Annotated in this window: 4 protein-coding genes and 4 pseudogenes; 3 read left to right on the top strand and 5 right to left on the bottom strand. The window is 59.1% G+C overall.

Features of this window, described 5'->3' with window-relative positions; translation table 11 throughout:
* Positions 1 to 280 precede the first annotated feature (280 nt).
* Positions 281 to 1,075: a calcium-binding protein gene (locus AYK65_RS18455; RefSeq protein WP_081159386.1), complete on the top strand. Its 795-nt coding sequence runs from the start codon at positions 281 to 283 to the stop codon at positions 1,073 to 1,075.
* Between the two features lie 592 nt (positions 1,076 to 1,667).
* Here AYK65_RS18455 and AYK65_RS18450 read toward each other — a convergent pair.
* The gene (locus tag AYK65_RS18450; protein WP_081159385.1) at positions 1,668 to 2,807 is read right to left on the bottom strand and encodes an MFS transporter; all 1,140 of its coding nucleotides are present in this window, start codon (positions 2,805 to 2,807) and stop codon (positions 1,668 to 1,670) included.
* Positions 2,808 to 4,990: 2,183 nt separating this feature from the next.
* Positions 4,991 to 6,015: pseudogene (locus AYK65_RS18445) on the bottom strand (IS110 family RNA-guided transposase).
* Between the two features lie 192 nt (positions 6,016 to 6,207).
* On the opposite strand from AYK65_RS18445, the pseudogene AYK65_RS18440 reads away from it, so the two are divergent.
* Positions 6,208 to 7,645: pseudogene (locus AYK65_RS18440) on the top strand (IS1182 family transposase).
* Positions 7,646 to 7,842: 197 nt separating this feature from the next.
* On the opposite strand, the gene AYK65_RS18435 reads toward AYK65_RS18440, so the two are convergent.
* Together AYK65_RS18435 and AYK65_RS33065 are read right to left on the bottom strand one after the other, a co-directional pair.
* Positions 7,843 to 9,360: a bifunctional aminoglycoside phosphotransferase/ATP-binding protein gene (locus AYK65_RS18435; protein ID WP_081159383.1), complete on the bottom strand. Its 1,518-nt coding sequence runs from the start codon at positions 9,358 to 9,360 to the stop codon at positions 7,843 to 7,845.
* 1,418 nt (positions 9,361 to 10,778) lie between these two features.
* Positions 10,779 to 11,076, bottom strand: a pseudogene (locus AYK65_RS33065) (IS5/IS1182 family transposase); the annotation flags it as partial.
* On the opposite strand from AYK65_RS33065, the pseudogene AYK65_RS33880 reads away from it, so the two are divergent.
* Positions 11,055 to 11,362, top strand: a pseudogene (locus tag AYK65_RS33880) (ISNCY family transposase); the annotation flags it as partial. The pseudogenes AYK65_RS33065 and AYK65_RS33880 overlap by 22 nt on opposite strands.
* Here the strand turns inward: AYK65_RS33880 and AYK65_RS18430 are convergent.
* Positions 11,352 to 12,578: an ATP-grasp domain-containing protein gene (locus AYK65_RS18430; RefSeq protein WP_081159382.1), complete on the bottom strand. Its 1,227-nt coding sequence runs from the start codon at positions 12,576 to 12,578 to the stop codon at positions 11,352 to 11,354. The pseudogene AYK65_RS33880 and the gene AYK65_RS18430 overlap by 11 nt on opposite strands.
* Positions 12,579 to 13,883: the final 1,305 nt, after the last annotated feature.

The raw sequence follows: 13,883 nt of genomic DNA, 5'->3' as shown, positions 1-13,883 counted from the left end.
CATCGCTTACCGAGTGCGTTTTCTTCCCGAATGGTGGAGGTTTCCATGGCCAGAGGATCTGGCTTGCCCCACGGCGCCACGGCTGTCGCCGGCTCGCGGCAACGCATGCATGATCCCGTGTCGGCGCCGGGCGGGTCCACAAATTCGAAACTGTGAAGTCAAGCGCACCGGACGCATCCGAAATGTGGATGCGTCCTATCGAATCAATCGATTACTCCAATGGTCTGATGAGGAGTAAAGGAGGTGGTGTTGAGGCGTTAAAGCATAAGGAGGATCTGCAATGCTAATCCGTGGTGGTCCGAGCGACAACAGCCTCCTCGGCAGCGGTGGTGACGATCTGCTTATCGATCCCACCGGCAATGACTGGATTGACGGTGCTCGCGGTAACGATTCCATCTCGTCCGGCAATGGCAATGACCGAGTCTTTGGCGGCGAAGGCAATGACCATATCTTCGGCGAAGCGGGCAACGACTATCTTTACGGAGACAGTGGCCGCGACAGACCACCGGTGGTCGGCCAGGACAATGACAAGCTTTACGGCGGTCCCGGCGACGACGTTCTCTTCGCCAGTGACGGCAGAGATCAGCTGACCGGCGGCGACGGCCAAGACACCTTTGTGTTCCAATCCCACAACCCCGTCCGCGACCCAGCGGGCTGGCCGGACCCGGGCTACACGGTCATTTTGGATTTCGACCCAACGCAGGATACTTTCGCCTTCGATGCGGCGGGCTATTATAGCGACGGTTCCAGCGCGAACTTTGTGAACCACGCCAGTTCGCGGCCTGGCCACCCGGTGGATACCTTCCACAGCGGTGCGGCCTCGGATGCGCACGGCGAGGACGTCGTGGTTGTCACCGACAAGAGTTTTTTCTCGGGCGATGGCGCCGCGAATGCGATCGCCGGCGAGACCACCGGCGACATCATTGTCTACCACGACAACCTGACCAAAAGCGCTGTTCTGGCCTATGTCACCTCCGAAAACCATGCGGATGAGTTCGCTCGCCTGGGCAATGTGCATAGTTTGGCCGATCTTGCCGGGCTCGGCCTGAGTGGGTGGGACTTCACCTTCGTCTGATCCGCAAAGCCCGTACGGAAAGCGCCCCCGCCGCCTCCCAGCGGGGCGCTTCCTCCCAGCTACTTGCCGTTATACGAGCGGACGGTGCTGAGCACCATCGATCAGCGCCTGCGACCAGAACCATCATCTTGTCACAGCTGGGTGGTAAGAATGCGCCACGATCGGACCGAATAGCTCTCGGTACACATTAGGGACTTCCGCCCTTCTGTAGCCATGAGGATCCACGCGCGGCAACCCGGCGGCAGACAGCCGGGACAGTATGCGCGAAGGCGCGCCTCTGAGCGTTTTCGGAAGCTCGCAGAACAGACATCGGGCGGCACTCACCCTCGACGGTCTTCGTGCGGGCCGCTTGGTAGAGAAGGCCCGCACGGAGTGACCAGATCATCAAGCTTCAACGCGTACGCGCTTGAAGATCGGATGAAGGTGCAGCCGTTCCAACTGTCTCCGGCTGCACCGATAAAACCCTTCTTTCAGCGGTCGCGCTGCCGATTTGCGTGCCATAGCCGCTCCAACGCCCGGCGAAGAAAAAATGCGGAGATCATCATGCGATAGAGAAGGGCGATTACTTCTTCGCCGAATGCTCCTCATGCAGTTAGGGTCTTTGCTCGAGCACTGGAGCCAAAACTGCAATCGACGCCGCGAATAGTCCGACCATAAGGAAGCAGACGCGCATTGTGGTTGCTTCGGCGAGAATTCCAATTACAACGGGGCCCAAAGTCATAGCGCCATACGCGAAGATTGCGACGGACGCGATGCCTTTCCCGGCTGGGACTACAGGATCGGCTGCTGCTCGACTGAAAGCTAAGGGTAGGACGGCTGCGTAGCCGACCCCCATCAGCACGAAGCCTACCACGACTAACGGCAAGTTGTCATCGCCAACGATTAGTAAAATACCGAAGACGGCGGACAACCCGCTCAGCCGTGCAACAGTTGCTGACCCAAATCGCGTGACCAGAGAATCCGCATTGAGTCTCGCGATCACCATGGCGGCAGAAAAGCCAGTGTAACCCAGGGTAGCATCCGACTGTGCAGTTCCGACTACATCATGCAAATATACCGCGCTCCAGTCGAGAGCTGTACCCTCGCCTAATCCCGATGCGAGAGCAATGAGGCCCACAAGCAAAAGAGCGCTGTTAGGAACCGCCAATCCTGCTGCACGGATCACATGCGTCCGTTTAGTTGATTGCCAATTGAGCAGAAGGAAAGGGGCAATGGTCCCGCCGGTCACCACGGCACTAACAAGGAAATGAATGTATACTGGGGTCTGAAAGGCTGTGGCAACATAACCGCTTGCTGCGCCCAGAACAGCCCCCACACTCCACATGGCGTGAAACGACGACATCACAGACCGCCTCATGTGTTTCTCCACCTCGCTCGCCCAGCTGTTCATAGCTACGTCCATCGAACCATGACACATGCCAAAGAGAAAAAGCGCGATCGTCAGCAGCGGTATCGTCGGCGCAAGCCCTAAAAAGGCAATCGAAAGCAGGAACGGGATAGCGATCATTCGGGCGACCCGCACGGCACCCAAGCTATCGGACAAGCGGCCGGCAATCGGGAACGAAAACAATGCGCCGAGCCCTAGAAGCACCAGCATCCCCCCGAAACTCGCCTTGTCAAAATGAAAGTGAGCCATCACGGCGGGAACGCGAGAGGCCCAAGTCCCCAACAGGACCCCGTTCAGCAGAAAGCCGGCAGCGACACTGCGCCAGGGAGTAAGCAATGTGCGCATTTCTTCTCCAACATCCCATGACTCCTGACGCCGGTTGATTTTAGCGTCAGGTCGTATCGGCTCCCTTGTGCAGATCCCGCGTAGCCGCCTCGGATAACTACTAATGTCCATCATCAGCGCTCGCTCGTTTCGGAGTAGGCTACAACCGCATTCTTTACAGGCCTTCTTAGTGCTGTTTGCATGGAAGAGACTTCCGCGCAGAAGCGCTACCCCCCAGCTATATGCATCTGCCGTTCCGCACGGGGTGCTATCAAAATGTAAGGACTCGATGCGGTCCTATATATTCGGTTTTCAATCCGTTGGTTCTCGCATCATGAACGAGGATATTAACGCCGGTCCGGTTGGTTCTGATACGATTGCCATCGTTGTCGAAGAGGAATGAATCGGCATGCCTCTGGGCCCAATTATAGGCATGTTGTGAAAGGACTTCGATCTGCCATCCTGAGCTCTTTGAATAAGTCACTCGGAGATCCGGCTTCGGTCCCGACTTGTCGTGCCGCCCTGTAAGGTGAAGACGATGCACTGAGCCAGCGACCATCACTCCCTCCCAATTCCAATTGCAGTGGTGTGGCTAAAGTTGCATGCAAGCTAGCAAAAGCGACATACAGATGAATTGATTCAGATCATGGACAGACCCGCTGAGCCCGGGTCGGGAGAGTGATGTGGAGGAGTGCGGCAGGTCCGTACCACGTATGTGGAGTGGCGTTCGACCGGATCAGGGGTCGACTCCACATACGCGACAGTCTGGAAGCATACCAAGGAGTGGAATCGCCGACGAGATCAACGCAACTATGGCGGCCGAGATGGATCGGTCGAAGGAACTGTGACAAGAACTCGAAACGACGGCGAACCCGCCTCCCCTGCTGCATCCGGACGGTGCCACGATCATGGCGAATGGCTCGAAGCGCTTCTCGCGCGCGAGGCGACCCACGCGCCGCGAGAAGCGCTTTGAGGCGAGAGCCCGTGTCGCAAAGCCGGGCCATGAGCCCAGATAGCGGAATATAGACTTCTGCGCCGTCCGCGGCTTGGTCGCAATCTCTTCCAACGAGGTCAATCTCAGTCCCGCGCCTTGCAAGATGGTCTACTTAATCTAGGTCGCTGTAGATGTAGGGCTTTGCCCGCCGCGCCGGCCGCACGGATTCGCACGGTGGCGCTTCGTCAAGGGTCGAAAAAATTAGGTGCTGAGCAAAACAGCGCACACCGGCCAGTCGGATAGACGTCGGCCAATCAAAGTCACGCACTCAATTGCCAGATCAGTCGTGATGGTCTCGGCGAGCGAGCCTCCATGAAGGTGACGAATGCCGATAATCGTCGCCCAGAGCCGTGCTACTTGTATTCAGCTCTTCGCGAAGCCCGCGAGCGCGGTGCGAAGCCGGGCTCGTTGGAACACCTCCCGGCTAGGTCAGGCTCAGTTCGCGCAGGCCCGGCATGGAGCATCCACAGCACAGGGATCTATGCCAAGCTCGATTCGAGAAGCATTGAGAAGCGGCTAGGCCTCCTCGGTCGCCGGGAACGTTGGCAAGCCTGCAAGTCGCCAGCGGCGGACGGTCGCGATGCAACTGCCTGGACCATTGAAGCCCTTCCGGTGCAAGAGCGCAGGAAGGCGCGTACACCCCGCACATCGCCCTTGCCGCGTTCGGCGAAGCCATCGAGCGCATGTCGCTCGACATAAGCGATGACGATCTCCGGCGTGAGTGCTGAAAACCGTCTGCTCCGCAGAAATCTATGTGGCAGCAGTTCGTGGCTTTGCATCGTCAAAGCGGCGGGCCCCTTCTCATCAGTGAGGTAAGCCGCGAAGACATCGACACTTTAATCGTGCTCCGTCGGGTCAATTGGGAGGGTGGCTAGTAGCCGGTGATTAGGGCCCTTATCGACCCGGGCGAGGGTCAAAACGCCCGGAACATCCTCCGGCGTTGTGGGTCGAGCCTGTCGTCTAATCGCGCGGTAAAATGCAAGCCCTTTTTGAACGTCGAGGCTGTCGTTTGCCGGGAGCAGTATCGTCTTCCCGGTCGATATAAAGTCGCCGCATGATGGGGCTTCGCGGGTGAACCTCCCAATGTGTGGAACGCACGCGACGGGCATTTTGGCACGGAGGTGCAACAGCCTAGTCGGAATGGTTCGTCCACGTCCCGGCAGGGACGCCTCGACGCGCCTCAGAGCAGGCGCATTTCAGCTTTGCTGTGTCAGGCCATGATGCTGGTCGCCCGGTTGAACAGTTCACCGGATTTCAGCATCGAGTGCATGATGACGGCGAGCTTGCGTGCAACGGCGACAGCAGCGCGCTTGAAGCCGATCCTCTCTCGCAGCTTCAGTCCCCAGGCGCGCAGATCGCTTTGGGCATAAGCGCGCGTCAGGATCACGGTCGCCGCTTCATAGAGCAGACCGCGCAAATGAGCGTCACTACGCCGGGAGATATGGCCGTCATAATCGACCTCGCCTTACTGGTAGCGACGTGTGGTCAGTCCCAACCATGCACCGACCGACCGCGACTTCCTGAAGTTCGCCGGGTCCTCGATGGCGGTCGTGAATGCGGTTGCGGTGACCGCACCAACCCCGGGGATGGACATGAGCAGCTGGCAGGCCTCGCTCTGCCGTGCGCTGGCGATAAGCTGCCGCCCAAGCTCCGCGGCGCGGGCGCGCACGCTGCGCCAGGCTTCAAGAACCGGCAGGATGATCCGGGCAAGCGCTTCCTGACCGGCCAGCAGGCGCTGGACCTCGGCTTCGAACGTGCCGCCTTTGCTGCGCGGAACGACCAGGCCGAACGTCTTCATGAGTCCGCGGATCTGGTTGGACAGTTCGGTCGTGATCCTGACCAGCCTGGTGCGCGCGGCCACCAGCGTGCGGATCAGCATGCTGTCATAGCCCTTTACCCGCACCTCGCGGTAAAAGCCGACCTCGGCCAGATGCGCCAAGCCGTCGCATCGTTGGCGTCCGTTTTGTTCGGCGCCATGTCGAGCGCGGCCTTGGCATGGCGGGCGTCGATGCAGATCGCCGGAAGCCCTTCCGCGTGCAAGGCATGATAGAACCACACCGACAAAGGACCGGTCTCGAACACCACCCGCTTGGCCGCCGGCGCCCGCTTGCGGACGACTTCCGCGACCAGGCTCGGATCAGAGGGACATTTGCCGCGCCTGATCCGCTTGCCGTCACGCCGCACAGAAATCGCCGTCTCTTTCAACGATACGTCGAGACCGATATATTCGCTCATGGTTGTTCTCCCTTCGATGCTTGGGCCCGGCGTCCAGTCGTGAGCCCGTACTTCCATCCTATCGGGGAACAACCACCTGCTCTCAACAGCGTGACCACTTCTGGCCCTCAGGGCGATTCGCTCCCGCGATTACCCCATGTGTGGAAACATGTTGATATGACAGGGTGATTCCCGTTGAGCGGGGGGGTCGGGATGAAGCTTTTCATTGAGGGGGATGATCGGCGGCAAGCGACACTGCTCCCCGACACGTTGGAAGACTATGTCACGCAGGACAACCCGGTTCGCGTCATCGATGTCTTTATTGACGAGCTGGATCTGGAGGTATTGGGCTTTGCCGGCGCTGTGCCAGAAGCGACGGGGCGGCCCTCCTACCACCCCGCAACGCTGCTGAAGATTTATCTCTACGGCTCTCAACCGCATCCAGTCGAGCCGGCGGCTCGAACGGGAGACCCAGCGCAACATCGGACTGATGTGGCTGACCGGCCGCTTGATGCCGGACTTCAAGACGATTGCCGACTTCCGACGCGACAACGGGGCAGCGATCCGCGCCGCCTGCGCGCGGTTTGTGGTGCTGTGCCGCCAACTCAACCTGTTCACCCGAGCCGTCGTCGCCATCGACGGCAGCAAGTTCAAGGCGGTCAACAACCGCGACAAGAACTTCACTGTCGCCAAGGTCGCCAAGCGCATCGAGCAGGTGGAGGCCAGCATCGCGCGCTATCTGACGGACTTGGACCGAGCCGACCGGGAGGACGGCGATGTCGCCGGGGCCAAGGCGGTGCGCCTCAAGGCGAAGATCGAAGGCCTGCGCCGGCAGATGCAGTCGCTTAAGGAGATCGGCAAGCAAGTCGAGGCCGCACCGGACAAACAAGTCTCTCTGACCGATCCCGATGCCCGATCGATGGCAACCAGCGGCAAAGGCACCGGCATAGTCGGCTACAATGTCCAGATCGCCGTCGACGCCGACCACCACCTGATCGTTGCGCATGAGGTGACCAATCTCGGTAGCGATCGGGCGCAACTGAGCGCGATGGCCGACAAGGCCCGCGATGCGACCGGATGCGAGGAGGTCACGGCGCTGGCAGACCGGGGTTATTACAACGGTGACGAGGTGCTGGCCTGCGAAGGCACCGGCATTCTGCCGATAATCCCTAAGACGCGGACCTCCGGCAACGCCAAGCGCGGCCTCTTCACCGTGGCCGACTTCATTGATGACGCCGAGAACGACCGCTACACCTGCCCGGCGGGCGAACACCTGACGCGGGGAAAGGTGCGCTCGGACCGCCGGGACAACATCGATCAATATCGCAACCTCACCGCCTGCCTAACCTGCACCCTCAAGTCCCGATGCACGCCCGACAAGATCAAGCGCCTGAAGCGTTGGCAACACGAGGGTGTCCTCGACAAGATGCAGGCCAGGCTCGACCGCATGCTGCAGGCGATGACCATCCGTCGGCAGACTGTCGAGCATCCCTTCGCGACGCTCAAGGCATGGATGGGCAGTACCCATTTCCTGACCAGAACCCTCAACCAGGTCAAAACCGAGATGAGCCTGCAGGTGCTCGCCTACAATATGAAGCGGATGATCAATATCTTCGGCGTCAAGCCGCTGATGGAGGCGATCGCCGCCTGACCACGCGCGGCCGACAGCGCGCGCCGGCACGCACGCGCAAAAAGTAGCAGTCATCGACAGTCACGCACCCGCTTTTCACACGTCCTCGGTCATTCTTTGCCATCTTCGCCCTAACGCTCCCACCTTCAAATCAGTCGACATTTCCCAAACCAGACAAACCGCCAATCTTCCCTGAAGGCGCTGAACGCTGCACTCCATCAAACATACTGAAGATCGAGTATCATCCGCGCGATGTCGTTCGCGTCCCGTTCGGCATCGACCCGTTCCCATGTAACCCCACTCGTGCCTGCGACAAGCTGACGTGCGAGTACCTCCACGTCTGCATCAGACGGACTGGCAGTCCTTGAGGTCACGCGCCGGCGCAGCGATGACGTCTTCGCGTCGAGCCAAACGGCCGTACATGGTACCCCAGCTTCGCGCGCCACGGCCTCTATGCGCGATCGGTTGGGCGCCCTGTCGAACACAGCCGCGGCGACGGCCGATCCGCCAGCGCGCACTATCGTGAGGGTGCGGCGAGCCATCTCACCATAGACCTTGTCCGACACTTCGGGACGGTAGGCCGCCGGCCCAAGCCTTTCCTCGGCCTCAACGCCGTGCATCGCCTTTCGGATACGATCGCTTTCGACGATCCGAGCCCCCGGTGGGGCGCCAAATTGCGGGGCCAAGACCTCCGCAATCGTCGTTTTGCCTGCGCCGCTGAGGCCGCCGATCGCAATCAAACGCGGAGGCTGCATCACAATCAGAGAACGAGCGAGGTCGAAATAGGAGCGTGCCTCGGTGGCAAGTTTGCCCGTAAGTTCGGCGCTGCTGTCCGCAATTTGCGTCGCGACAACGTGCGCCCTTACCGCCGCGCGGATCGCCATGAAGTATGGCAACAACACGAAGCCATCCTCGTCATCCACTTCATCAAGGTACCGGTTTGCAACGAGGTTTGCGAACTCGGGGAAACCGCGATGCCATAGGTCCATGAGCAGAAAGGCAACGTCATACAGCTTATCGACGGTGGCGATCTGATCGTTGAACTCGATGCAGTCGAATAGTCGCGGTTCACCGTTCATGACACAAATGTTGCGCAAATGCAGATCGCCGTGGCATCGCATGACCTTGCCAGCTGCCTCACGCGCATCGAGCAGAGCGGCATGAACCGAGAGCTTCTCCTCGAACTCCCGTTCGAAAGTCTCAAGTTCGTCGGCTGCGAAGACCCCGCTGGTTGCGAAGCCGGCGGCATTAGTTTGAAGTACGCCCGCGATATTCGCGGAACCAGAGCTCTGATGAATCGGACGCGCACCACGATGAAAACGGGCGATCATGCGGGCTGTTCGAGTCATGAGTTCGGCAGTAAGCCGACCGGTGACAGCCATACGGTCAAACAATGCCTCGGGGTCTAAACGAACCATTTCCACAACGGCATCAACAAGCTCGTCTCCCTCATCGAATTGGAGGCGGCCATCTTGGCCGCGCATGATTTTCCGCACTCCGAGATACAGCCCGGGTGCAGTGACTACGTTCAGCACGAGCTCCTTCCAGCAGGCTTTGAGCCTCAGCTCCGGCGTCGAGAAATCAACATAAGGTAGTTTTACCGCGCGCTTGACCTTGAAGGCACCATTGCCGATCAGGAAAACATAGGAGATGTGCGTTTCGATCTTCTTGATTCCGTTGGTGCCGCCAAGCTCCTGCAGAAACGAGATAACGTTCGATTGATCTTCGGCAACCATGATTTATCGCCTTGTCGTTTCCGGCGGGGCAACTCCGATTGTCGCCCGTCGTTGCGGTCGCGCTCTATCGACCTTTCATGCCTCAGGGCAGCGTTGCTGTGGCAGACGATGAGATCGGATAGGGCCCCCCTCTCCCCAGCGGCTGCCGCCCGTAAAACTCGCCTACTCGGAAAGCGCATAGCCGACTGACGTTTCGAAAACCTCATCATCCGTTCGATGCGGTCGGTTTCGAGCAATGCTTCGACGAAGGGAAGGTTGGAACTTATAAGCCCCACAAGGCTCAAAGCCGCAGAAGTGTTTTTCCCGGCGGCAGAGTCCTTGGTACCCGTTGCTGTAAGGCGCAAGGTTTTGTTCTTTAATGTGTGCAGCGACGCAGGACCTTCAGCTTCGTCGCCTACGACGGCATTGCCGTCTGAGGCTGCAACAGGCGGCTGATAGCCGAGGACACCATGGCTAGATTCTCCGTGAATACAAGAACGTTCGCGAACCGGTTGTCAATTTCCTTTACGCTACTGCATCAATGTGCCGGCTCGCGTCGGCGTGACAAGGAAGCCGCGGCATAGCTCCATCCCATGGTGAGTTCCCCCACACTCTTTAGAGCAAAGATAACCGTCCTTTCCACGCGGACATGCGCCAGTTGATCTAACAAACGACCCCGCACTAATGTGCTGTCAAGCAAGCCCAAGGACGATGGGCAGCGTTTTGGCTCTCAATCATCTTTCGTGGGTTTGGTCACAACGAGAGCCGAGCTCTGAACTCCGCGGATTTCTGATGGCCCCGAGCGAAAACAACATCAAACTAACTGGTATTGCAGACCCGATCCACTGTCAGGTCAGGTAGTTGACTTAAGGATACTGAGTTCAAGTCAGCTTGTGGAACCAACAAGTCCACACGTCAAGATCCGGTGCATGACAGTCCCCTGCTGCATGCAGGTGAGCATTGCTAGCGAGAAATGGCCGGTGACTGATGCAAGAGCTTTCTTTAAGCGCAGCCAGCTGTTACAACTCTATTGCCGTGTGGCCCAAGCTAGCTGTTACGCGTTATTCAAATCGCTTTCATGGAGTACAGCAGGAAGCGGGGCAAGTCGCGGATCCCCACAAATCAGCCGGCAGTGGTAGTTGTCGCCGCATGGAAGCTTGCAAGCCAAGCAATCGGGATCTCATTGCGTGGCCATGCATCAATGGGCCGGCTTGAGCGCCGCGGCACAGGCGGAAGTCGACATTTACTAAGGTCGACACCGCCGAGTCCGAGTTGACTCGCCCTGCTGCAGACGTCAAGTGAACCGAGGAATGAGGGGGTCAGTTCTTCAATTCGCCCAGGGGGTCAATTCTTCGCTTCGCTTGACAGGCCCGTCAGAATACCTCAAGGAGCCACAGAGGCCGTTTCGGTACTAGCACTTCGAATAGTGGGGTAGACCAAGCGGCCGCCAGCCGCTTCAGGTTTACGCCGCTGTGAGATAGGCCTGATTTTCATGTTACCGAGGCCCCGCCGGATTGCTCCGGCGAGGCCAGGCCATTTCTTCGCCTCGCCATGGCAGCTTTCCGAGCGCCACCCATGGCGATGATAGAGACATTGGTCCTTCGCCGACCATCGCTCTCGACGCCTGCGCCCTCTCAGCAGTGCCCCCCACAACAACGGCCTTGTTGACACCCCATGGGAAAGAGACAGGGAGGCAAGATCGCAACCGGCGCACGCGCGCAGCCAAAAAGCGCGCCCGCAACATCCAGTTCACGCGCGGTCGGCCCAACCGCTTCCAACTGAGAACTGATCGCAATTGCCTGCACAACCCTGGCGCCCTCTGAAGCAAGCACCAAACGATTGGCCGTGGCGAGCACTCGTCATCGCGCGGCGGCAGCTCACTATTGGCCGTGGTCGAACGTGTCGCCAGACAGAGCGAGCTGCGGTTGTTGGTCGGCGAGCCGGTGCCAGCCGCGAGAGATTGGTACGCCTGTTCGAACCGCATGCCGAAATCATCGTTAAAGGTGACCGAGCTACCGTGTATCCGGTGTAATCGACCAACCGATGAACTCCACCGCACGCTCAAGTATAGTCTCGGTCTCAGCGAGGCTGGGTGAGGCGGCGGCGACGTATCCCATCCAGTCTCGGATGTCGCCTTTCCTGATGATCGACGCCTTGGGTCCAACATACAATTTGACCTCGGAGACACCAGGTACAGCAGCCGCTTGACTTTCGCCATTGATCCAATCGAGCGTGCCATCGCGATCAGCAACCAGCATTCGTGCCGCCGCAACATGTGAATGCTTTCTGCGCAAATTCCATTCGTCGCCGATCACAAGCTTAATGTGCTCGGTGATGAGATCTATACCGTAAGCCAGCTGAACCAGTTGAGGTGTGGGCGCCCCACCAAGACGCGGATTGACTTCAATGACGACGGGGCCGCGCTTGGACCACCGGAATTCAATGCATGTTGGCCCCCAACCAAGTCCGAGAGCTCGCAAACAGCTCAGCGAAACATCGGCGATACGCCTATGCTCATCATCAGTCAGCAGGGCCGGATAGGTCCACTCACGAAAGACGAAGTGCGGGGACGGACCGAAGTCAGCGGCGGAAATCCCAATGACATCATTTCCCATTATGTCAGCACAACAGTAGCGACCTTCTGCAAACTCTTCGACCAGTATCCTCGGCGAAGACCGGCATATATGTTCCCCGTCCAACAGATAGCCCGTATGTTCGGCTAACTCCTCGACGTTGCGACACAACCTGACCCCTCTGCTGCCGCTGCCTACGGCTGGTTTGACAATCACCGGCAGGCCGATTTCCGCCGCAGCTCGTTGTACGTCCGTAGCCTTCGTTGCCAGGCGATAAGCAGGTTGTGGTACGCCGGTCTGCGCGAGGAGTTGACGTTGGGTGAACTTATCGCGGCATCGTTCAATCGATGAGGGGTCCGGCCCCCGGAGCTTAAAATGCCGGCAGAGCTTGCCGACGGTCGCATAGAACGAATCCCCGAGGCCTGAAAATCCGGTAATTCCAGCTATGCTATAGGTCCGCTGCAGCCGGCAACATTCGCGGATTAGCGCATCCACATTACTCGTATCTACACGGATCGCCTCAAGGTTTTCGGCCACAAGATAGTCGTACTGAGTTGGATCAGCCGACAGGGTAACTGGATGCAGACCAAGACGCTGGGCCGCTTTCACGTATAGCGAACCAATACCCCTGTGGCCTTCAAGCAGGATGAGAGCCCTTTTTGTCATTGGCGTTGACCTCCGTTGCGTGCTGTGCGGCGGTCCGAGGCTTAAATCGGCGTCAGGTGTTTTCTGAGCTCCGACTCGGTTCTCGGTCCGTGATACGTTGCCTGCATGCGCCGTGCCAACGGTGAAAGTCGTGTCGAAACAACGCTACGGCGCTGATACCGCTATGTCGCATCCCCGACATTGTCAGACATGGACACCGCGGACGCGGTTTACGCGTGAATTCCGCTTCGCCGGCCGCGGAATCTAGTTCCTGGGCGTAAGCCAGCATCATCGTCCTGTCCATCGCTATGTCGAGCGGGTGGTGGGCGGCCAGCACCAGACCAACTCTTTGGGAAGCGAACACGTCCGGCCACACTCAGCTCTCGCCTTCCGCATTTTGCCGGCGAATCCAACAGGTCCGGGTCGGCAAATTTCGACCATCGGAGTTGTCTGCGCCCGAAACCGTGGCCGCGGTTGACGTAAACGTCGTTGGAGCGACTGTTTGGATCGAGCGTCCAGACCTCGAAACTGGCGGGTTCAGCCCCTGCCGACCGCGACAGGTACTTTCGGTAGATGGTGATTCGTCAACAGCGAAGCCCAACGGCAGACACGCTGAAAGCAAAAGGCATTCGAGCCCCCACTCTGATGATTGCCGACCATTGCCATTGGGATAAGATGCAGCCCGCTGGATCCGATCAGCGGTTGAGGCGTTTGACCGACGGATGTGAGGTCGAGAGGCGGGACTTGAACATCGGTCAACAATCCCTCATCCGCGGGGCGGGGCCCCCTTGATCTTGTTTCGTTTGGGCTGCCTCGGTCTAGTGGCGAGCGTCAAGGGTTGCAGTGGTGGACGGGGGCTCCCCGGCATTGTTCCGGCTCCGATGCCGCGTCTCGCGCTGAGACTTATCTTGGGTGTTGGCTCTTCTGCTAGCTGCTGTCAAATAGCGGCTCGGATTGAACGGTGCAGGCGATCGACCAAATGAAGCCCGCCGTCCTGCGTGCGAGGGCGAGGTTGACGACCGCTGACGGGCGGCTTTTCCGAGAGATCAAGGATCTCAACCATTCCGGCAGCTACGCGGCGCTGACGACTTCCTGCGCAACATTAGGCCACCGAGCAAGCAAGGCTTTGAGGTTCGCTTCGAGACACCGCCGGGCAAACATGGCGTCGTCCCGACGGTTCGTCTTCACCTGATCGCCACCGCATCAGCACGCTGCCACCACATCAGCGAAGGCCGAAGGCTTGTGAATTGGCGAAGGCCGCCAAAACCACGGCGCGGCCTCATAGCATCCAATGGCTGAAACATCGTAACCGACCGGTTGTCACCG

Source organism: Ensifer aridi, from assembly GCF_002078505.1.
GTDB classification, from domain to species: domain Bacteria; phylum Pseudomonadota; class Alphaproteobacteria; order Rhizobiales; family Rhizobiaceae; genus Sinorhizobium; species Sinorhizobium aridi.
This window is presented reverse-complemented; position numbering and strand designations above follow the sequence as displayed.

Bases quoted from the DNA above. Each gene is read 5' to 3' on its own strand.
- AYK65_RS18430 (WP_081159382.1), bottom strand. From the start codon at position 12,578: ATGACAAAAAGGGCTCTCATCCTGCTTGAAGGCCACAGGGGTATTGGT.
- AYK65_RS18435 (WP_081159383.1), bottom strand. From the start codon at position 9,360: ATGGTTGCCGAAGATCAATCGAACGTTATCTCGTTTCTGCAGGAGCTT.
- AYK65_RS18450 (WP_081159385.1), bottom strand. From the start codon at position 2,807: ATGCGCACATTGCTTACTCCCTGGCGCAGTGTCGCTGCCGGCTTTCTG.
- AYK65_RS18455 (WP_081159386.1), top strand. From the start codon at position 281: ATGCTAATCCGTGGTGGTCCGAGCGACAACAGCCTCCTCGGCAGCGGT.